The 19,514-nt window shown below is 72.2% G+C and carries 20 protein-coding genes; 15 read left to right on the top strand and 5 right to left on the bottom strand.

Features of this window, described 5'->3' with window-relative positions; all coding sequences use genetic code 11:
- The first annotated feature begins 3 nt into the window (after positions 1 to 3).
- On the top strand, positions 4 to 885 hold the full coding sequence (locus tag QPJ90_RS08350; protein WP_290133961.1) for an ATP-binding cassette domain-containing protein: 882 nt from the start codon (positions 4 to 6) through the stop codon (positions 883 to 885).
- An 11-nt stretch (positions 886 to 896) separates the two neighbouring features.
- A complete protein-coding gene (locus QPJ90_RS08345) occupies positions 897 to 1,958 on the top strand; it encodes an ABC transporter permease (RefSeq protein WP_290133960.1) in 1,062 nt (353 codons plus the stop codon).
- Between the two features lie 88 nt (positions 1,959 to 2,046).
- Here QPJ90_RS08345 and QPJ90_RS08340 read toward each other — a convergent pair whose 3' ends face one another.
- Positions 2,047 to 2,637, bottom strand: coding sequence for a TetR/AcrR family transcriptional regulator (locus tag QPJ90_RS08340; protein WP_058724268.1), 591 nt, complete (start codon positions 2,635 to 2,637; stop codon positions 2,047 to 2,049).
- A gap of 65 nt (positions 2,638 to 2,702) precedes the next feature.
- Here QPJ90_RS08340 and QPJ90_RS08335 point away from each other — a divergent pair, with 65 nt between their 5' ends.
- Both QPJ90_RS08335 and QPJ90_RS08330 read left to right on the top strand, forming a co-directional pair.
- Positions 2,703 to 3,059 carry a nuclear transport factor 2 family protein gene (locus QPJ90_RS08335; protein WP_290133959.1) on the top strand — a complete coding sequence of 119 codons (357 nt, stop codon included), beginning with the start codon at positions 2,703 to 2,705 and terminating at the stop codon, positions 3,057 to 3,059.
- Between the two features lie 97 nt (positions 3,060 to 3,156).
- Entirely contained in the window at positions 3,157 to 3,906 is a 750-nt protein-coding gene (locus QPJ90_RS08330) for an SDR family oxidoreductase (protein WP_290133958.1), read from the top strand.
- A gap of 105 nt (positions 3,907 to 4,011) precedes the next feature.
- On the opposite strand, the gene QPJ90_RS08325 is transcribed toward QPJ90_RS08330, so the two are convergent.
- Positions 4,012 to 4,515, bottom strand: a complete 504-nt coding sequence (locus tag QPJ90_RS08325) for a flavin reductase family protein (RefSeq protein ID WP_290133957.1) — start codon at positions 4,513 to 4,515, stop codon at positions 4,012 to 4,014.
- Positions 4,512 to 5,027, bottom strand: coding sequence for an NAD(P)H-dependent oxidoreductase (locus QPJ90_RS08320; RefSeq protein ID WP_290133956.1), 516 nt, complete (start codon positions 5,025 to 5,027; stop codon positions 4,512 to 4,514). The genes QPJ90_RS08325 and QPJ90_RS08320 overlap by 4 nt, the downstream gene beginning before the upstream one ends.
- 612 nt (positions 5,028 to 5,639) lie before the next feature.
- Here QPJ90_RS08320 and QPJ90_RS08315 point away from each other — a divergent pair.
- The 10 genes from QPJ90_RS08315 (at position 5,640) to QPJ90_RS08270 (ending at position 16,985) form a co-directional block, all read left to right on the top strand.
- On the top strand, positions 5,640 to 6,821 hold the full coding sequence (locus QPJ90_RS08315; RefSeq protein WP_290133955.1) for a sugar ABC transporter substrate-binding protein: 1,182 nt from the start codon (positions 5,640 to 5,642) through the stop codon (positions 6,819 to 6,821).
- The gene (locus tag QPJ90_RS08310; protein ID WP_290133954.1) at positions 6,818 to 8,452 is read left to right on the top strand and encodes a sugar ABC transporter ATP-binding protein; all 1,635 of its coding nucleotides are present in this window, start codon (positions 6,818 to 6,820) and stop codon (positions 8,450 to 8,452) included. The genes QPJ90_RS08315 and QPJ90_RS08310 overlap by 4 nt, the downstream gene beginning before the upstream one ends.
- A complete protein-coding gene (locus tag QPJ90_RS08305; protein WP_290133953.1) occupies positions 8,452 to 9,489 on the top strand; it encodes an ABC transporter permease in 1,038 nt (345 codons plus the stop codon). Before QPJ90_RS08310 ends, QPJ90_RS08305 begins: the two co-directional genes overlap by 1 nt.
- Before the next feature lie 31 nt (positions 9,490 to 9,520).
- Positions 9,521 to 10,621: a pyrimidine utilization protein A gene (gene rutA / locus QPJ90_RS08300; RefSeq protein ID WP_290133952.1), complete on the top strand. Its 1,101-nt coding sequence runs from the start codon at positions 9,521 to 9,523 to the stop codon at positions 10,619 to 10,621.
- A complete protein-coding gene (locus QPJ90_RS08295) occupies positions 10,618 to 11,580 on the top strand; it encodes a carbon-nitrogen hydrolase family protein (protein WP_290133951.1) in 963 nt (320 codons plus the stop codon). The genes rutA and QPJ90_RS08295 overlap by 4 nt, the downstream gene beginning before the upstream one ends.
- Positions 11,577 to 13,238, top strand: a complete 1,662-nt coding sequence (locus QPJ90_RS08290; RefSeq protein WP_290133950.1) for an amidase — start codon at positions 11,577 to 11,579, stop codon at positions 13,236 to 13,238. Before QPJ90_RS08295 ends, QPJ90_RS08290 begins: the two co-directional genes overlap by 4 nt.
- A gap of 43 nt (positions 13,239 to 13,281) precedes the next feature.
- Entirely contained in the window at positions 13,282 to 14,739 is a 1,458-nt protein-coding gene (locus QPJ90_RS08285; RefSeq protein ID WP_290133949.1) for an MFS transporter, read from the top strand.
- 139 nt (positions 14,740 to 14,878) lie between these two features.
- Entirely contained in the window at positions 14,879 to 15,502 is a 624-nt protein-coding gene (locus QPJ90_RS08280; RefSeq protein ID WP_290133948.1) for an isochorismatase family protein, read from the top strand.
- A complete protein-coding gene (locus QPJ90_RS08275) occupies positions 15,499 to 16,134 on the top strand; it encodes a TetR/AcrR family transcriptional regulator (RefSeq protein WP_290133947.1) in 636 nt (211 codons plus the stop codon). The genes QPJ90_RS08280 and QPJ90_RS08275 overlap by 4 nt, the downstream gene beginning before the upstream one ends.
- Positions 16,131 to 16,985: a GntR family transcriptional regulator gene (locus QPJ90_RS08270; RefSeq protein ID WP_290133946.1), complete on the top strand. Its 855-nt coding sequence runs from the start codon at positions 16,131 to 16,133 to the stop codon at positions 16,983 to 16,985. The genes QPJ90_RS08275 and QPJ90_RS08270 overlap by 4 nt, the downstream gene beginning before the upstream one ends.
- A gap of 171 nt (positions 16,986 to 17,156) precedes the next feature.
- On the opposite strand, the gene QPJ90_RS08265 is transcribed toward QPJ90_RS08270, so the two are convergent.
- Entirely contained in the window at positions 17,157 to 17,726 is a 570-nt protein-coding gene (locus QPJ90_RS08265; RefSeq protein ID WP_290133945.1) for a hypothetical protein, read from the bottom strand.
- A 293-nt stretch (positions 17,727 to 18,019) separates the two neighbouring features.
- On the opposite strand from QPJ90_RS08265, the gene QPJ90_RS08260 reads away from it, so the two are divergent.
- On the top strand, positions 18,020 to 18,994 hold the full coding sequence (locus QPJ90_RS08260; RefSeq protein ID WP_290133944.1) for a GNAT family N-acetyltransferase: 975 nt from the start codon (positions 18,020 to 18,022) through the stop codon (positions 18,992 to 18,994).
- A gap of 20 nt (positions 18,995 to 19,014) precedes the next feature.
- Here QPJ90_RS08260 and QPJ90_RS08255 read toward each other — a convergent pair whose 3' ends face one another.
- Positions 19,015 to 19,443 (bottom strand): hypothetical protein, encoded by a 429-nt coding sequence (locus QPJ90_RS08255; protein ID WP_290133943.1) that lies wholly within the window; start codon positions 19,441 to 19,443, stop codon positions 19,015 to 19,017.
- Between the last annotated feature and the right edge of the window lie 71 nt (positions 19,444 to 19,514).

Raw genomic sequence — 19,514 nt, 5'->3', positions numbered from 1 at the left:
GCGATGCTCACCATCGAGGGCGTGACGAAGCGCTTCGGCGAGCGCCGGGTCCTGGACGACGTCGGGTTCGACGTCGGCCGCGGACGCCTCACCGGCTTCGTCGGCGGCAACGGCGCCGGCAAGACCACGACCATGCGCATCCTGCTCGGGGTGCTCGAGCCCGACGCGGGGACGGTGTCGATCGACGGCAGCGCCATCGGTCCGGCGGACCGGAAGCGGTTCGGGTACATGCCCGAGGAGCGCGGCCTGTACCCGAAGATGCGGGTCGCCGAGCAGATCACCTACCTGGCCCGGCTGCACGGCGTCGGGAAGCGCGAGGCCGCCGACCGGACCGGGCAGCTGCTGGAGCGCCTCGAACTCGGGAAGCACGCCGACGACGAGGTCGAGAAGCTGTCCCTCGGCAACCAGCAGCGGGTGCAGGTCGCCGCCGCACTGGCGCACGACCCCGAGGTGCTCGTCCTGGACGAGCCCTTCTCGGGCCTCGACCCGATGGCCGTGGACGTCGTGCTCGGCGTCCTGCGCGAAGCAGCGGGCCGGGGCGTGCCGGTGCTGTTCTCGAGCCACCAGCTCGACGTCGTCGAGCGCCTGTGCGACGACGTCGTCGTCATCGCCGACGGGCGGATCCGGGCGTCCGGGCCGCAGGAGGACCTCCGGAAGCAGGCCGGGCCACCGGCGTGGGAGCTGCTCGTCGACGGCGACGTCGCCTGGCTCCGCGACGAACCGGGCGTCAGCGTCCGCGAGTTCGACGGCGGGTACGCCGTGTTCGAGGCGTCCGACGCGGTCGCCCAGTCCGTCCTGCAGCGTGCGGTGTCGTCCGGCACCGTCGGTTCGTTCGCTCCCCGGGTCCCCCGGCTGAGCGAGGTCTTCCGGGAGGTCATCCGGTGAACGGTTCGTTCGTGTCCGCGGTCCGGCTCGTCAGCGCCCGGGAGATCCAGGCGCGCCTCCGGAGCAAGGCGTTCATCGTCTCGGCGCTCATCCTCGTCGTCATGGTCGTCGCGTCCATCGTGATCGCCGGCGTGGTCGGCAACGCCACGTCCGACGACAAGACGCCGGTGGCGGTCGCGGAGGGCGTCAGCCTGCCGTCGTCCGCCGGTCTCGACGTCACCCCGACGGCGACGACCGCGGCGGCCGAGCGTCTCGTCCGGAGCGGGGACGTCGACGCCGCCATCGTGCCGTCCGACGATCCGCTCGGCTTCTCGGTCGTGGGCCTCGACTCCACCCCGACCGGTGTCGTGCAGGCGCTCAGCGTCTCGCCGAAGGTGGAGCTGCTGGACCCCGACGCGCTGCCGGAGGGCCTCGTGTACATCGTCGCGCTCGCGTTCGGCGTCGTGTTCTTCGCCTCGGCGGTGACGTTCGGACAGTCGATCGCGCAGAGCGTCGTGGAGGAGAAGTCGACCCGGGTCGTCGAGATCCTGATGGCGGCGATCCCAGCCCGTGCACTGCTGGCGGGGAAGGTGCTCGGCAACAGCATCATGGCGTTCGCGCAGATCGTGGCGGTGGCGATCGCGGCGACCATCGCGCTCGCCCTGACCGGCCAGGACAACCTGTTCACGCTGCTCGGCCCGAGCATGCTGTGGTTCGTCGGCTTCTTCGCGATCGGGTTCGTGCTCATCGCGTCGCTGTTCGCCGCGTCCGCGGTGCTCGTGTCGCGGCAGGAGGACGTCGGCAGCGTCACGACGCCGGTGATGATGCTCGTGATGATCCCCTACGTGCTGATCATCGTCGCGTACTCGAACCCGACGATCCTCGGCGTCATGTCGTACGTGCCGTTCAGCGCGGCGATCGGGATGCCGATGCGGATCTTCCTCGGCTCGGTCGAGTGGTGGGAGCCGGTGCTGTCGCTCCTGGTGCTCCTCGCGTCGGTGGTCGTGGTCATCCTCGTCGGCGCGCGCATCTACGAGAACGCGCTGCTCCGGACCGGCGGTCGCGTGAAGCTGTCGGAGGCGATCCGCGGCTGACGCCGCGATGCCGGACGGGAGGCCCGGATCACGTGAGCAGGTGCGCTCACGTGATCCGGGCCTCCGGTCCGTCGGGCGGGTACCCGGCTCAGGCCGGGAAGGCGCGGAGCGCGCGCTCGACGACCGCCGCGAGCGCGGCGCGCGGTGCGCCGCCGCTCGCCTGCACGGCCAGTCCGGCCGACACCGTCGACACGTACTTCGCGAGTTCGACGGGGTCCTCGGTGTCGGGGAGATCGCCGTCCTCGACCGCACGACGGAACCGCTCGACGAACCGCTGCTCACCGCCGGCCCGGCTCTCGGCGAGGAAGTCGACGATGCGCTGGTCGCCCTCGCCGGCGGCCAGGCCGCCCTGGATGGACAGGCACCCGGCAGGCCGCCCAGGGGTGGTCACCGCGGCGACGTTGCTGCGGAGGTAGTGCTCGGCCACGGCGCGGGCGGTCGGCTCGGCGAGGGCGTCCCCGACGTAGGCCATCTCGACCTCGGCGTAGCGCCCGATCGCCTTCTTGAAGGTCTCCTCCTTGTTGCCGAACGCGGCGTAGAGGCTCGGCCGGTTGATGCCCATCGCGCCCGTCAGGTCGTCGAGGCTCGTCCCCTCGTAGCCCTGCCGCCAGAACACGTCGACCGCACGGTCGAGGGCGGCGTCCGCGTCGAAGGACCGTGGTCGTCCACGAGTGGCCATGCGCACACCTTCCCTTTCTGTACCGCTCGGACCACAATAGCCCCGTCAGACCGAGAGGAACCCGCATGCCCACCGTCCACGAACTGCTCGACGCCAACCTCCACGAGGTCTTCGGCAACCGCGACGCCGATGTCCGACGCGCCGCCGCGGAGCGCATCTACTCCCCCGACGTCGTCCTCGTCGACCCGGAGGGCGAGAACGACGGACGGGAGGCACTGCTCGCGAAGGCCGCGGAGCTCCTCGGCCAGGTCCCCGACTCCTTCGTGTTCGCCGCGGATGGCCCGCACTACGCATCCGAGGACACCGGCGCCCTGGCGTGGGCACTCGGCCCGGCGGGCGCACCCCAGGTCCGGGGAATCGACGTCGTCACCGTCGCGGACGGTCGGATCACGCAGGTGCGGACGTTCTTCCTGAGCGCCTGACGACCCACTTCCTTACTGTTCGGTACAGATTTGACAAGTGCGCCGGACAGGTCTACGTTCCACTTCTGTACCGAACAGTAAGGAAAGGGAACCGACCATGAACGACTTCACCGACACCACCGCCCTCGTCACCGGCGGCTCGTCCGGCATCGGGCTCGCCGTCGTCCGACGACTCGTCGCCGAGGGCGCGCACGTCATCGTGACCGGACGGCGGCAGTCCGCCCTCGACGCCGTCGGCACGGAGCTCGGCGACGCGGTCACGACCGTGCAGGGCGACGTCACCGACCCGGCGGCGATCGAGCGCATCGTCGACGCCGTCCGGGCGCGCGGCGGCTCCCTCGGCCTCGTGTTCGCGAACGCCGGCGGCGGCTCGTTCGCCGCGCTCGGCGACATCACGTGGGAGCACTTCACCGACACGTTCAACGCCAACGTCGGCGGGGTCGTCAACACCGTCCAGGCAGCCCTGCCGTTCCTGGGCCGCGGCTCGGCGATCGTCCTCACCGGGTCGAACATCGACGTCAAGGCCAGCCCGGCCTTCAGCGTCTACGCCGCGACCAAGGCAGCGGTCCGCTCACTCGCCCGGAGCTGGGCGGCCGAGCTCGTCGACGCGGGCGTGCGGGTGAACGTCGTCGCGCCCGGGCCGATCGGGACGCCGGGGCTCTCCGGCCTGGCGGACACGCCGGAGGACGCGGGCTCGCTGCTCGACGGTCTCGCCGCGGGTGTCCCGCTCGGTCGCCTCGGCACCGAGGACGAGATCGCCGACGCTGTCCTCTTCCTCGGCTCACCGCGGAGCAGCTACGTCACCGGCGCGGTCCTGTACGTGGACGGCGGCGCGAGCCAGGTGTGACGCCGGCCCGGCCAGCCGGCCGAACGAGTCGGACGGGAGGCCCGGATCACGTGAGCAGACCGGCTCACGTGATCCGGGCCTCCCGTCCGGTCGGCGCGTGAGCGCTCAGGCGCTCAGCGTCGCGAACCCGGACCGGTGCCAGACGAGCGGGCTGTGCGCGAAGTCCGACATGAGCCCGAGGACCCGCAGCACCACGATGTCGTGGTCGCCCGCTGGGTAGGTGTGCTCGACGGAGCAGTCGAGCCAGATCGGCGCCCCCTCGAGGAACACGGACCCGGTGTCCGACACCGACGTCTCGACGCCGACGAACCGCACCGCCTTGTCCTTCGAGGCGAGCTGCCGCGTCACCTGCGCGTGGCCCTCCCCGAGGACCGAGACGCCGATGGTCTCGGCGGCACGGAGGACCGGCCACGTCGACGACGAGTGCTGGACCGCGAACATCACGAGCGGCGGGTCCTGTGAGACACCGACGGTGAACGACGACGCGACGAGGACCGTCGGCTCGTCGTCGACGATCGCCGCGAGTGCCGCGACCCCGCACGGGAAGCCGGAGAACGCCTGCCGGAGCGCGGTCAGGTCGGGGGCCTCGGGCGAGTAGGGGCTGATCATGAGCGGATTCCTTCCTGGAGGCGTGTGGCCGCACCGAGCACGACGTCGCGCCACCGCGCGGTCCAGTCGTCCGTCGCCGCGGGTTCCGAGTAGTGCTTGTCGTTGAGGTAGAGGGCGGGTGCCGGCACCGTCGCGCCGAGTTCGACGAGGACGGGCTTGAGGAACACCTCGGGGGCGAGGGCGTGTGCGGGTCCGGCGCCGAGCATGAGCGGCACCGCGACGACACCCGCGAGACCGTCGCCCGTGGCGAACTGGTCGAGGAAGAGCTTGAGCACGCCGGTGTACGTCGCCTTGAACGTCGGCGACGCCACGACGACGAGGTCCGAGCCGGCGACGGTCCGGACGGCCTCGCTCACGGCGGGGGCACCCCAGCCGAGGAGCCCCGGCCCGAGGTCGATCACGTCGACCACGTGGTCGGGAGCGCGCCCGGTGAGCCGGTCGAGGACGACCGTGGCGGCGTCGAGCGTCCGCGATGCGGGCTTGGGGTTGCCGGCGACGACGGTGGTGATCATCGGGTGTGCTCCTGGCGGTCGGGGTTCGGTGTGCCTGCAGTCCACTCCCGGCGCGTTTCGCCGCCGTGGCGGCTCCGTGTCGGATCGGTTACGCCAGGACGGTCGCCCGCGCCCGGTACGGAACTCCCTGGTCAGCGCGCCGTCGCGCCCGCGGTCCCCGGGAATGCGCCGGTCGCCGCGGCCGGACTTGTGAGAGTCGTGTTCCGGCGCCGGCCCTCCCGTGCGTCGATCGTGTTTCGCCTCGTCGCCGCCGCCGCGCGGGCATGCGGATCGGCGCCCGTCCGGGCATCGGTGGCGATGACGAGCATCTCGTCGGAGCACGGCGGGAGGCCCCTTCGGCTGGACGACACCAGTGGCCTAACACGAGCGAAACAAACGCGTGACAGGACCGTTACCGGGTGACGCCCTGCACGACCCATCCGTCCGTTACGTTCGCATCAGCCCCACCGGAGCGGCGCCGTCACCGGACGCATCGCCTCCGGTGACCCGCACCCTCTCTCCGCGACGCACGTCGTCGCGCCACCCCGCGCCGCGGGGTGTTCGTCGTTCCCGCACCCCGCTCCCCGCCGCACCCCACCCGTCCCCGCACCACGTCCTGGAGGTCACCGACCGATGTCGTCCCCCGCACCGACCCGAACACGCCTCGCCCGCCCCGCGATCCTCGCCGCCGCCCTCAGCGGCGTGCTCGTCCTCTCCGCGTGCTCCGCCACGTCCACCGCCTCCACCGACTCGGCGGACGACTCGGCCGGTGTCACCCACGCGACCAGCCAGATCGCGGCCGCGAGCGTCGACCCCGAGTTCACCTTCGAGGGCAAGCCCTTCGACCTGTCGGGGATCGCCGGCAAGACCATCTTCAACATCCCGAACTCGTCCGCCGTCCCGTTCATCGTCTCCGTCGACGAGGCGGGTGAGGCGCTGGCGAAGCAGTACGGCGCGAAGTGGATCGAGTACACGAACCAGGGCACCCCGACCGAACAGTCGGCCGGGATCGACCAGGCGATCAGCCGGAAGGCCGACATCATCGTCCTCGCGCAGGGGGTCAACGGCGAGCTCATCGTCCCGGCGCTGAAGCGGGCGAAGGCGGCCGGCATCCCGGTGCTGATCAGCCACACCTACCAGACGGGCGAGTCGCTGCCGTCGCAGCTCCAGCCGCTCGTGGCCGCGCAGGTCACCGCGCCGTTCCACGAGGCCGCGAAGCTCAACGCCGACTGGGCGATCAAGGAGACGAAGGGCAAGGGCGACGTCCTCATCATCACGTCGTCCGAGGTCCCACCGTCCGACGGGATCGTGAAGGCGATGCAGGAGGAGTTCGACCAGCACTGCTCCGGCTGCAAGGTCAAGGTGACGAACGTCCCGGTCGCCGACTGGGCCACGAAGATCTCGTCGACCGTGCAGTCCGCGATCCAGTCGGACCCGAACCTCGACTACGTCCTGCCGATCTACGACTCGATGGCGCTCTTCGTCGAGGCCGGGGTCACGGCGGCGGGCAAGACCGGTCAGGTGCACACGTCCTCGTACAACGGGACGCCCGCGGTCATGAAGATCCTGCAGCAGGGGAACGTCATGACGATGGACATCGGCGAGAACATGGAGTGGCTGGCCTACGCCACCATCGACCAGGCCGGCCGCGTGCTCACCGACACCCCGATCATCGAGGACGGCAACGAGGAGACACCCCTCAAGGTCTTCACGAAGGAGAACGTCGACGAGGCCGGCACGCCGCCGGCCCCGAGCAAGGGCTACGGCGACGCCTACAAGACCGGGTACGAGAAGATCTGGGGCGCGGCGAAGTGACCGACACCCGGGAGGCACGGCTCGGCCCCGCAGCATCCGCTGCGGTCGCCGGGGCCGGAGCGGACAGCGCACCGGTGCTCCGCATCAGCGGACTCACCAAGCGGTTCGGCGGGCTCACCGCGCTCGACGACGTCGAGCTGGAGGTCCGGCCGGGCCAAGTCCACGCCCTGCTCGGCGAGAACGGCTCCGGCAAGTCGACCCTGATCAAGATCCTGTCCGGCACCTACGCGCCGGACCCCGGAGCGACGATCGAGGTCCGTGGCGCCCGACTGCCGCTCCCGGTGCCTCCCGGGTACTTCCGTCGCGTCGGCATCAGCTTCGTCCACCAGGACCTCGCCCTCGTGCCGTCGCTCGGGGTCACCGAGAACCTGCGGCTGGCGACCGTCGTCGCCGGACACGGGCCGTTCGTCCGGTGGCGCTCGGAGCACCGTTCCGCAGCCGAGCTGTTCGCCCGGTACGGCGTGGACATCGACCCCCGCGCCCGGATCGAGCAGCTCACCGACACGCAGAAGGCGCTCGTGGCGATCCTCCGGGCCGTCGCCGAGCTCGGGGACGAACGGGCACTCATCGTGCTCGACGAACCGACCGTCTTCCTGCCGAAGGAGGACGCGGACCTGCTCTTCCGCGTCGTGAAGGACCTCGTGTCCGACGGCCGCACCTCGGCGTTGCTCGTGTCGCACGACATGGCCGAGGTCCTCGAGCACGCCGACCGCGTGACGGTCCTCCGCGCCGGGAAGGTGCAGGCGCACCGCGACACCGCCGACACCACCGCCGACGAGCTCGTGTCGCTCATCGTCGGCCGCGGTCTCGAGGCCCCGGTCGCCCGACGCACGCGTCCGGCGACCACCGGTGACGCGGTCGTGCGCGTCCGTGACCTCCGGGTCGGGGTCGTCGACGGGCTCGCGTTCGACGTCGCCGACGGCGAGGTCGTCGGCGTCACCGGGCTCGCCGGCTCCGGCGTCGAGGACGTCCTGCCCGGCCTGTACGGCGCGCGGTCCGCGACCGGGTCGCTCGTCGTGCACGACGTCGACACCGACCTCGCCCGCGCGACCCCGGCGGCGTCGATCGGCCGCGGCGTCGTCTACGTCCCGGCCGACCGCAAGCGGGAGGGCGGGGCACTGGCCCTGTCCGTCGAGCAGAACGTGACGCTGCCCGTCCTCGGGAAGCTCCGCGGACTCCTCGGCCTCTCCCCCGCCCGCGAGCGGTCGCACGTCGAGGGCCTCGTCCGCGACTGGGACGTCCGCCCCGCCGACCCCGCCGCGCTCTTCGGCACCCTGTCCGGCGGCAACCAGCAGAAGGCCGTCCTCGCCAAGTGGATGCAGGACGACCCACGGCTCGTGCTGCTGCAGGAGCCGACGCAGGGCATCGACGTCGGCGCCCGCGCCGCCATCTTCGCCATGCTCCGGAAGACCGCCGAGCAGGGCGTCCCGATCGTCTGCGCCTCGACCGACTACGACCAGCTCGCCCAGATGTGCGACCGGGTCGTCGTCCTCGCCCACGGCCGCGTCCACGACGTGCTCACCGGCGACCGCATCGACCGTGACGTGATCGCCGCGGCGGTCGTCGCCAGCCTGGTCGACCCGCCGACCCCCACCCCCGTCGACTCCTCCCGACTCAAGGAGAACGCCTGATGTCCACCACCGCCGACAAGGTCCTCGAGACCTCCGTCATCCGTGCAGCACGCCCGCGCTTCTCGTGGGGGCACACCGAGCGGTACGCGCTGCTCGGTGCCTGGCTCGTCATCGTCATCGCGTTCAGCGTGGCGCTCCCCGACACCTACCCGACGCTCGGCAACCTGCAGAACATCCTCGGGTCACAGTCGGTGCTGCTCATCCTCGCGCTGGGCTTCCTGTTCCCCCTGACCGCCGGCGAGTTCGACCTGTCCGGCGCGTCCACCATGTCGCTCTCGGCGATGACCATCGCCGTCCTCAACGCCAAGATGGACGTCCCGCTCCTGCCGGCGATCGCCGTCGGGCTCGTGATCGGCGTCGTCGTCGGCCTCGTCAACGGCCTGCTGACGGTCGCGTTCCGGATCGACTCGTTCATCGTCACCCTCGGCACGTCGACGTTCATGATCGGGATCGTCCAGTGGATGAGCGCGTCGTCGTCGGTCACCGGCGTCGACGCCGCGCTCGTGAACGCCACGGTCGGCTGGCGCGGGCTCGCGGGGCTGCCGCTCGCATTCGTGTACGGCCTCGTCGCGACGATCGTCGTGCTCGTCGTCCTGAGCGCGACGCCCGTCGGACGCCGCCTGCTCTTCGTCGGGACCGGCCGCGCCGTCGCCGAACTCTCGGGCCTGAACGTCCGCCGCCTCCGTGTCGGCGCGTTCGTCGGCGCGGGCTTCACCGCCGCGGTCGCCGGGGTCGTCTACGCCGGCACCCTCGGCGGCGCGGACCCGTCGAGCGGGCAGTCGTTCCTGCTCCCCGCGTTCGCCGCCTGCTACCTCGGTGCGACGGCGATCATCCCCGGCCGGTTCAACGCGATCGGCACGTTCATCGCCGTGTACTTCCTGTTCTCCGGCGTCGTCGGCCTGCAGATGCTCGGCGCCGACAACTTCGTGCAGCAGCTCTTCTACGGCGGCGCACTCATCGTGGCCGTCGCCGTGTCGCAGACGATCCGCCGTCACGCCGTCGCGAGCGCCGCCAAGGCCGCCGCGAAGCAGTCCTGACCCTCCACCACACACAGAAAGCGAGTCCCCCATGGACATCGGAGTCTTCATCCCGATCGGCAGCAACGGCTGGCTCATCTCGACCACCTCGCCGCAGTACAAGCCGTCGTTCGACCTCAACCTCGAGATCGTGCAGAAGGCGGAGGCGTACGGCTTCGACTTCGCGCTCTCGATGATCAAGCTCCGCGGGTTCGGCGGTCCGAGCGGCTTCTGGGACGAGAACCTCGAGTCCTTCACCCTGATGGCCGGGCTCGCCGCACGGACGGAACGGATCCGACTCTTCGCGACCACCGCGGTGCTCACGATCCCGCCGGCGATCGCCGCCCGCATGGCCGCGACCGTCGACTCGATCTCGCACGGCCGCTTCGGACTGAACCTCGTCGCCGGGTGGCAGAAGGCCGAGTACGACCAGATGGGGCTGTGGCCGGGCGACGAGGTGCACTTCGGGCGTCGCTACGCGTACCAGACGGAGTACATGCAGGTCATGAAGGAGCTGTGGGAGGACGGCGTGAGCAACTTCCAGGGTGAGTACTTCCAGATGAACGACTGCCGGATGCTCCCGAAGCCGTCCGCGCACATCCCGATCGTGTCCGCCGGACAGTCGTCGCAGGGCATGGCGTTCGCCGCGGAGTACTCGGACTACAACTTCTCGATGGGCGTCGGCGTGAACACCCCGACCGCGTACGCCGAGCAGAACACGGCCCTCCTCGAGGCCCGCGCGAAGACCGGACGCGACGTCGGCTCGTACGTGCTGTTCATGGTCATCGCCGCCGAGACCGACGAGGCCGCGCAGGAGAAGTGGCAGCGCTACAGCGACGGCGTCGACGTCGAGGCCATCGCGTGGATGACCGGTCAGGCCCTCACCGACACGAACGGCGAGGACGGCAACACCGCGAAGCGCATCTCCCTGCCGGAGGGCGCCGTCAACATGAACATGGGCACACTCGTCGGGTCGTACGAGCACGTCGCAGCGATGCTCGACGAGGCCGCCGGGGTCGAGGGCACGAAGGGCATCATGCTCGTGTTCGACGACTTCCTGCAGGGCATGGACGAGTTCGGCACCCGCATCCAGCCGCTCATGCGCACCCGTGAGGGTGTGGACTCCGTCGCCCCGAGCGCGGTCACGGCATGACGGCCCCGACGAGCCGCCCGGTCATCGAGGTGGCGGTCGTCCAGGCGGGCGAGACCCCCGCGGACGCCGGTGCCGCCCTCGACGAGCTCATCGCGCTCTTCGAACGGGCAGCGGAGGGCGCCGACCTCGTCGTCTTCCCGGAGCTCGCGACCACGCCGTACTTCTGCGGTGTGGTGAACGACAGCCGGAAGTCGTGGGCACAGCCCGTCCCCGGTCCCGCCACGGCGCGCTTCGCCGAGGCCGCCCGCCGGCTCGGCACCGCGGTCGCGTTCGGGCTGTACGAGGACGCCGGCGACGTGCAGTACAACAGCGCGGTCCTGATCGACGCGGACGGCACGCTCGTGCACGGCACCGACGTCCACGGCGAGACCGTGGCGACGTACCGGAAGACGTCGATCCCCACGAACGCGATCTCGGACGTCGACGAGAAGCACTACTTCGCACCCGGGTCCGGCCCGGTCGTGTTCGACGCGCTCGGCACCCGGTTCGGCATGCTCATCTGCTACGACCGGAGCTTCCCCGAGTACTGGCTCGCCTCCCGCGCCGCGGGGGCCGAGGTCATGCTCGTGCTCGTGTCCTCGATGGGCTTCCGCGAGACGCTGTTCACGCAGGAGCTGCAGGTGCGCGCGCTGGAGACCCAGACGTGGGTCGTCGCGCCGAACCGCGGTGGGCAGGAGACGATCGACGGCAAGACCGTGAGCTACTTCGGTCGGTCGTCGGTGGTCTCCCCCCGTGGTGACCTGCTCGTCTCGGCTCCGGCGCACGAGGCGGGGCCGATCGTCCGCGCCACGCTCGACGTGGCCGAGGTCGCGGCAGCGCGCGAGGACTTCCCGCTCGGCCGTGACCGTCAGGCGGGGGTCTTCCGCTACCTGGCCGACGCACACGAGGCCGACGCGCACGAGGCCGACGCGCACGAGGCCGACGCGCACGAGGGCGCCGCCCAGGCGGTGCCGGTGTGACCGGGGCGACCGAGGCGACGGACGTGTTCACGGTGGTGCGAGGCACGATCGCACCGGAGTTGGAGCGGGCGCTGGCCGCCAGCCGCGCCCGCCCGCTCCCGGCTGCCCCGTCCGCACTCGCCGCCGAGCCCGGGCACAGCCACACGCTGTTCGCCCGGCTCCTCGACGGGACGCCGGACCGCCCCGGGACCAGCCGGACGCCACCGCCCACGAGCGCTGCCGACACGGCACGCACCGCGGCGGACGCCGCCGGCGCCTCGGTCACCGAGCTCCTCGCCGCCTTCGCAGACGGCGCCACCACCCCCGCGGCGGTCCTCGCGGCCCTCGAGCCGCACTGGACGGCCGACGCCGTCTGGTCCGACGCGGTCCTCCGACTCGTGGACGGTGCCCGTGCGGCCGCCGCCGGGTCGAGCCGACGCTGGGCCGACGGCACCGCGCGACCGCTCGAGGGCATCCCCTTCGCCGTGAAGGACATCATCGACGTCGCGGGCGCCGTCGTCACGAGCGGCTCCCTGCAGACCGGGGACCGGGTCGCACCGACCGACGCCACCGTCGTCGCACGCCTCCGCGCGGCCGGCGCGATCCCCGTGTTCATGGCCGCGACGACGGAGTTCGCCTGCGGCGGCCCGCACAACGCCCGGTACGGCGCGGTCCGGAACCCCTGGGACGCCGAGCGCTGGACGGGCGGGTCCTCGACGGGCTCGGGCTCGGCGCTGGCCGCACGGATCGTGCCGCTCGCGCTCGGCACGGACACGGGCGGTTCGATCCGCGTGCCGTCGGCGTTGTGCGGCACGACCGGCATCAAGCCCACGTACGGACTCGTCCCGCGCACCGGCGTCACGAGCCTGTCCTGGACGCTCGACCACGTCGGGCCGATGGCGCGCACCGCCGAGGACCTCGCGCTCGTGCTCGACGTCATCGCCGGCGGCGACGACCAGGACCCGACGTCCCACCCGACGGTACCCGGCCTCACGGCGGACCCGGACCGGGTCGTCGGGATGCGCATCGGCGTCCCCCGGACCTGGTTCACCGAGCGGGTGGACGCCGCCGTGCTCGAGGCCCACGCGGCCGCGGTCGAACGCTTCCGCGAGCTCGGTGCCGACATCGTGCCGATCGAGTTCGACGACCTCGAGGCCGTCGACTCCGAGTGCTGGACAGTGTTCTACGGCGAGCTCGCCGCGAACCAGGAGGCGAACGCCCCGACCGCCGAGCGCTTCGACGACGGCACGCGCGCCCGCTTCGACGTCTCGTTCACGCCGACGGCGGCCGACTACCTCCGGGCGCTCCGTCGGCGGCCGCTCGTGCAGGCGGCGATGGTCGCCCGGATGGAGGAGGCCGGCGTCGACGTCGTGCTGACCCCCGGGATCGGGGCGACGGCACCGCGGCTCGACGACCTGACCATGTCGGTCGACGGGGAGCGGTTCAACCTGCACGAGGTGGTCCCGCGGAACACCCGCCTGTTCGACTACGTCGGCTTCCCCGCGCTCATGATGCCCGCCGGCACCGCGCCGGACGGTCTCCCGGTGGGGGTGCAACTCGTCGGCCGACCGTGGTCCGACGGCACCGTGCTGTCCGCGGCGGTCGCGTTCCAGCGCGCCACCGACCACCACCTCCGGGTGCCGCCGGCATCCGCCTCGGGAGGGCCGTCCCATCCGTAGTCGCACCACCGACGAGGGCGCCGCCCGCCGCCGTGCCTGGCAGGTGCTCTGCGCCTCGAGCCTCAGCGTCGTCCTCGTCTTCATCTCCTCCAGCGCCCTGCTCGTCGCGCTCCCGGACGTCAGCGCCGACCTCGACGCGAGCGCACTCCAGTCGAGCTGGGTCCTGCTCAGCTACATGCTCACCACGACGACCCTCATCCTCGTGTTCGGTCGCATCGCCGACCTCGTCGGCCGCCGTCGGCTGTACCTCGCCGGGATCCTCGTCTTCCTCGTCGCCTCGCTCGCCTGCGGGTTCGCGCCCGACGCCGCAGTCCTGATCGCAGCCCGGCTCGTCCAGGGCATCGGTGCGGCGGCGATCGTCACCAACACCACGGCCCTGTTGACCGACGTCTTCCCGGAGTCGATCCTCTCGCTCGGCCTCGGCGTCAACGCGACCGTGGCGGCGGTGGGGCAGGTCGTCGGTCCCGTCGTCGGCGGCCTCGTCGCCGAGTCGCTCGGGTGGCGCTGGATCTTCCTCGTCGGTGTGCCGGTCTCGCTCGCCGGACTCCTGTGGTCGATCCGTCTCGTCCCCCGCAGCGTGCACCCGCGCACCGGCGAACGGCTCGACCTGCCCGGTGCCGTGCTGTCGATCGCGACCGTCGGGCTGCTCGTCGCCGCCGTCTCGATCGGCGGGTCCTCGGGGTGGACCAGCCCCGGTGCACTCGCGTCCGGAGCGAGCGCCGCCCTGCTCGGGTGGCTGTTCGTCCGGACGCAACGCCGGGTCGCCCACCCCCTCGTCGACCCCGGGATCTTCCGCGACCGCGCCACGATCACGCTGTTCGCCGCGGCCGGGCTCTGCGCGCTGTCGAGCTACGCGCTCGTGCTCCTGGCATCGCTGACGTTCCAGGCCGTCTCCGGCAAGGACGCGGTCGAGGCGGCACTCTGGGTGCTCCCGACCCCGATCGGCACGACGATCGCCGCGGCGAGCGCCGGGGTCCTCGCCCGTCGGGTGCCTGCACGGACGCTGTCCACGATCGGCATGCTGCTCATCGCGCTCGGCGCTGCGGTGCTCGCGGGTTCGCTCGCGGACGACGGCGCCTACACGCTGACAGCGGTCGGGCTGGGCGCGGTCGGCGTCGGGACCGGCGTCTTCATGACGCCGAGCACGTCGGCCCTGATGGTCCGGGTACCGGTGCACCGCCGCGGGATCGCCAACGCGATCCGGTCGGCACTCCAGAACGCCGGGTTCCTGTTCTCCACCGCGCTCGGTCTCGCCATCGCGACGAGCGGCCTGTCGGCGGCGCAGCAGGCGGCCGCGTACGACGGCAGTCTGCTCGCGCTCTCGACGACCGAGGTGCAGGCGTTCGTCGACGGCGTCCGGGCCGCTGCGCTCACCTTCGCCGGCTGCGCCCTCGTCGGGGCGCTCATCGTCGCGTTCGGCCCGTTCGGTCCGCCCGACCGGGAGGCTCCGGTCCGGCCCGAGACACCGGGTCCGGTTCCCGAGGCGGGAGCCTCCGGATGACCGGGCCGGTGCCGGTACCGGCACGGACGACCACGGCGGAGGCGGCCGCGACCACGGGCCGGACCGCTGGCCGACCCGACGGGCCCGGACCGGGCCTCCAGGCCGACACGACCAGACCACACGACGGGAGCAGGACCGCATGACCGACGACCACGAGGACTACGCGGCGGCCGGGTACACCGGTTCGCTGGAACCCGGACGGCAGGCGGCGCTCGTCGTCGTCGACCCGGTGACCGCCTACGTCGACCCGACCTGCGGGCTCTACGCGGGGGTCGAGGAGCCGGTCGACCGCATGCGGGAGCTCGCCGCGGCGGCGCGGACCGCGGGCGTGCACGTCGCGGTGACGACGATGGCGCTGTCGGCCGACGGGTCGAACGCCGGGGTCTTCTTCCGCAAGGTGCCCGCCCTCGCGGCGTACCTGCCGGGTGCGCCGACCGGGGCGTTCATCGAGGGGCTCGCGCCGGAGCCCGGCGACACGCTCGTCCCGAAGCAGTACCCGAGTGCGTTCTTCGGGACCTCGCTCGCGGCAGACCTCGTCGCACGCGGCGTCGACACGCTCTTCATCGCGGGCCTGTCCACGAGTGGGTGCGTCCGGGCCACGGCGACCGACGCGATGCAGCACGGGTTCGTGCCGATCGTTGTGCGGGAGGCCGTCGGCGACCGGCTGCCGAGCGTGCACGAGGCGAACCTGTTCGACATCGCCGCGAAGATCGGCGAGGTGTGGCCGATGGACCGTGTGCTCGAGCACTGGAGCGCCGCGTGACCGCCGTCGACGTGCGTCCGACGACCGCGCCGCGCGGCCGTCCCCGGGACACCGGCGTCGATGAGGCCGTCCACGCGGCGTGCACGGCGATCCTCGCCGCCGGTGGCCCTGGCGACGTCACCGTGCGGGCGATCGCGGACGCCGCCGGGGTCGGTCCGGCGACGATCTACCGTCGGTGGTCGAGCAAGGACCTCCTGCTCACCGACACCGTCATCCGGCTGATGGAGGAGTCGATCCCGACCGTGCTCGACGCACCGATCGACGAGGGGGTGCTCGGACTCACCCGGGGCTGGGTGCACGCCCTCGTCGCGACGCCGGTCGGACGCGCCCTGCCGATCATCGTCGAGCTGGCCGCGCACGAGCCACGGGTCGCGGAGGCCGTCGCAGCGTGGCACCTCGACCGCCGCGTGCGGGTGAACGCGATGCTCCAGCGGGCGATGGACGCCGGGGACCTCCGGCCGGACGTCGACCTCGGCATCGCCGTCGACCTGCTCGGAGGGCCGACGTTCTACCGGCGGGTGTTCGTCTCGCTGGACATCCAGGACCCGGACTACGCGGTCCGGCTCGCGCGGGAGTTCCTGCGCTGGGCCGGCTGGACCGGGGACACCGCGACCGTGGGGGTGGCCTCGTGACCGACACCGTGCCCGAACCCGACTTCGCGCTCGACGAGCGCGACCACGACGACTCCATGACACGCCGACCGACCCCGCCGTGGACGGACATGGGCATCGGTGACGTCCGGCCGGGTCACTGGATCGGCTTCAACCGTCGGTCCGACGCGGCGCGGCAGGTCTCGGACCTCATCCGCGCCGACATCGTCGCCGGGCGCTTCACCGGTCCGCTCCCCTACGAGTGGGAGCTGCTCGACCTGTACGGGACCACGCGGAACGTCCTCCGTGCGGCCCTCACCCTGCTCAAGGAACAGCGGCTCATCACCCGGGCCCCGCGGTCCGGGACCTTCGGCGTCCGCCCGGTCGCGTCCGTGAACCTCGCGCGCACGACGGACGAGGTGACCATCTACGGCGAGACCGCCGGCGGCAGCATCTTCGACTCGCCGCGGTTGAGCATCGTGCACCTCTGCGTGCAGCTCGTGCCGGCGCCGGAGACCGTCCGGCGCAACCTCGAGATGTCCGGGGACGCGGCGTACTTCGTCGAGAGCCTCATCTCGTTCGACGGCGAACCGAGCCGCGTCCGGACGAGCTGGGTGCCGCAGGAGCGCTTCCCCGACCTCGTGTCGGAGCCGCTCACGGAGTACGTACCCGACGTGCTCGTCCGGCGCAGTGGCGAGCGTCCGGTCGCACGTCGCCTCCTGCTCAGCACGGTGAACGCGGACCAGTGGACCGCGGACCTGCTCGACATCGACCCCGGTCAGGCGATCTTCCACATCGAGCGACTCATGTGCCTCGCCGACGGCACCCCGGTCGAGTACGGGTTCTCGCGGTACCGGGGCGACCGGGCGGTGATCGACTCTCGGATCGTGTGAGCGGTCGTGGCCGCCTCGTGCGGTCGGTGGCCGCCGTGACGCGGCCGCACTGGAGGCCCGGATCACGTGCGCGGGTCGGCTCACGTGCTCCGGGCCTCCCGACCGGCCGTCGCGTCCAGCCGTCGCGTCCGGCGGGCGCGTCCGGCCGTCGCGTCCGGCGGGCGCGCCCGGTCAGTGGAACGCGACGATCGGGCCGCGGTCGACGGCGCGAGGCGTCAGCTTCACGAGTCGGTACTGCGTGTCGCCGCGGTAGGCGAGGACGACGGTGTGCGCGCCCCACGTGTACGGGTACGCACTCGTCCGCGGCGTCGCGGTGGCTGCCGAGAGGACGGCGGACCGGGTGATGCCGTGACCGGTCGACTCGTACAGGGCGACCTCGTCCGGGGTGCTACCGGTCGCCCCGTTGCAGGTCGTGTCGACGAGGTACCCCGTGTGCCCGTCGCCGCGCAGGTCGCCCGTGGCGGTGACGAGCGACGCGAAGTCGCCGCTGCAGAGTTCGAGGCCGGGGTGGCTCGCGCGGTCCACGGCACGGGTCAGACCCGGCACCGAGTCGGTCGACCGGTAGTGGTCCTGGCGACCCGGCTTCGGCGGCTGGGCGGTCCGAGCGGCGAGGACGTGTGCGGCAGCGTGGACCGTGGTGTCGTGCGCGGGTGCCGCCTGGGCGGAGGCCGACGTGACGACCCCGCCGAGCACGGCCACCGCGGCCGCCGACGCCAGGAGCGCTGTGGTGGAGAGCTTCATGGTGGTCTTCCCTTCCGTCCGCGCCAGTCGTTCGCTCGCGCCGGACAGGTGGGACGGTAGGGACCGTGCGTCGCAGGTCCGCGGCGGACGGTCCGCTCGGCGGCGGTCGACGGTGGCCGATCGCCGTGGCCGCGCGGACGACGTCGTCACCGGATCGTCACACGGCGGCCGGGGCCGTGCGGGTGCTCCGGAGTGTCGGCGTTCGTTCGGCTCGCAGCACTACGTTCGGCCACGATCGTCCGCCGTCGTCTGTCATGATCGGGCAGTCGGCACCCGAGGGAGGGCTTCGTCCAGTGCAGATCCGGTTCACGACGACCGACGACTCGCGGCTGTGGGATTCGCTCGTCGCAGCGAGTCCGGGCGGGACGAGCTTCCACGACTGGTCATGGCTGCACCTCATGACGGACATGTTCGGGTGGAGGTTCACCCCGCTCCTCGTCCTGCGGGACGGTGAACCCGTCGGGGTGTTCCCCGTGATGATGCGATCCTCCCTGGTGCCGAGGGCCGTCGAGCCCCCGTTCCCCTACGTCGGACCGCTCGTCCCCGAATCCCTCCTCGTGCCCACGCTGCGGGCGTTCCGGAGCTGGCAGGTCCGGCACGGGCGCCCCTTGGTCCGGTTCGAGTTCGGGCCGGGGGTGGCGGGCAGCGCCGAGCGTGCGCTGGCTGAGACACGGTGCGAGTGGCACGCCGACCGCACGATCACGGTGGACCTGGTCGGTGCCACCCCGGAGTCGCTCACGGCCGGGATGAAGAGCAACACCCGGTACCACCTGCGCTCCGGCCTGCGGCGGGGCGTCGAGGTGCGGCCAGCGCTCCCGGGCGAGATCACGACGCTCCTGCCCCAGCTCCTCGAGGAGGCCTACCGCAGCCGCGGGGTGCCGTCGCCCTACCCGACCGACCTCGGCGCACGCCTGGAGCGCTGGTCAGCGGGCCGCGACGACTTCTACGCGTCGACCGCGGTGATCGACGGCGAGGCGGTGGGGTTGCTGGTGGCGCTGGCGAGCCACCCCGTCGTCTGCGGGTGGGTCGGTGGGTCCCTCCGCGCTCACCGCGCAGCCAGTCCCAGCACGGTCCTCTACCACGACGCACTCCAGTGGGCGCTCCGCCGAGGGCACACGGCGGTCGACCTCGTCGGCTACATCGACGACGGCGTGGCCAAGTTCAAGACGGGGTTCGGAGGCAAGGAGGAGCCGTACCTCCGAGCCGTCTCCTCGACCGTGCCCGGTGTCGTCCGGTCGGCCGTCGGCGCCGTCCGCGCCCGCACCTGAGTCGACGCGGGCGCGGCCGGTCATGCCGCGCCGAGCACCTTCCGCCAGGCCGCGGTCAGTGTGTCGTACTCATCGTCGGAGACGAGGTCGCGCACCCCGGTCGCGAGCACCGCGGACCGGACTGCTTCCTCGGCACCGGCGCGGTCGCGCAGTCGCGCGTCGGAGTGCCGGACCGCGCGCCCGGCCTCCTGCGCAGCTTCGATCTCCTCGACGCGTCCCGCTGCGCCGGCGGCGTCCAGCGCGTGCTGCCAGGCAGCGATGAGGTCGGCGTTCGTGACCATCCGCCCGTCCGCACCGCCCTGGATGGCGAGCGACGCACTCGGTTCCGGGAGCAGGATCCCCTCGTCGGCCTTCCAGGTGACGTCGAGCGTCTCTGCCTCGTCAGCAGTGATCCGCCCGGCGCGGTCGATCATCGCCTGCAGGGCGGCGTTGCTGGTGTCGTCCGACACGGTGTCCTCTCCGACCGACGCGCTCGCGTGGTCCGGTCCATCTTGCTGGGTGGCCGCCCTCGCGCGTCCAG

It is taken from the genome of Curtobacterium sp. 458, from assembly GCF_030406605.1.
GTDB lineage: Bacteria > Actinomycetota > Actinomycetes > Actinomycetales > Microbacteriaceae > Curtobacterium.
Note: the sequence above shows the minus strand (reverse complement) of the source record. Positions and strands in the feature narration are given on the sequence as shown.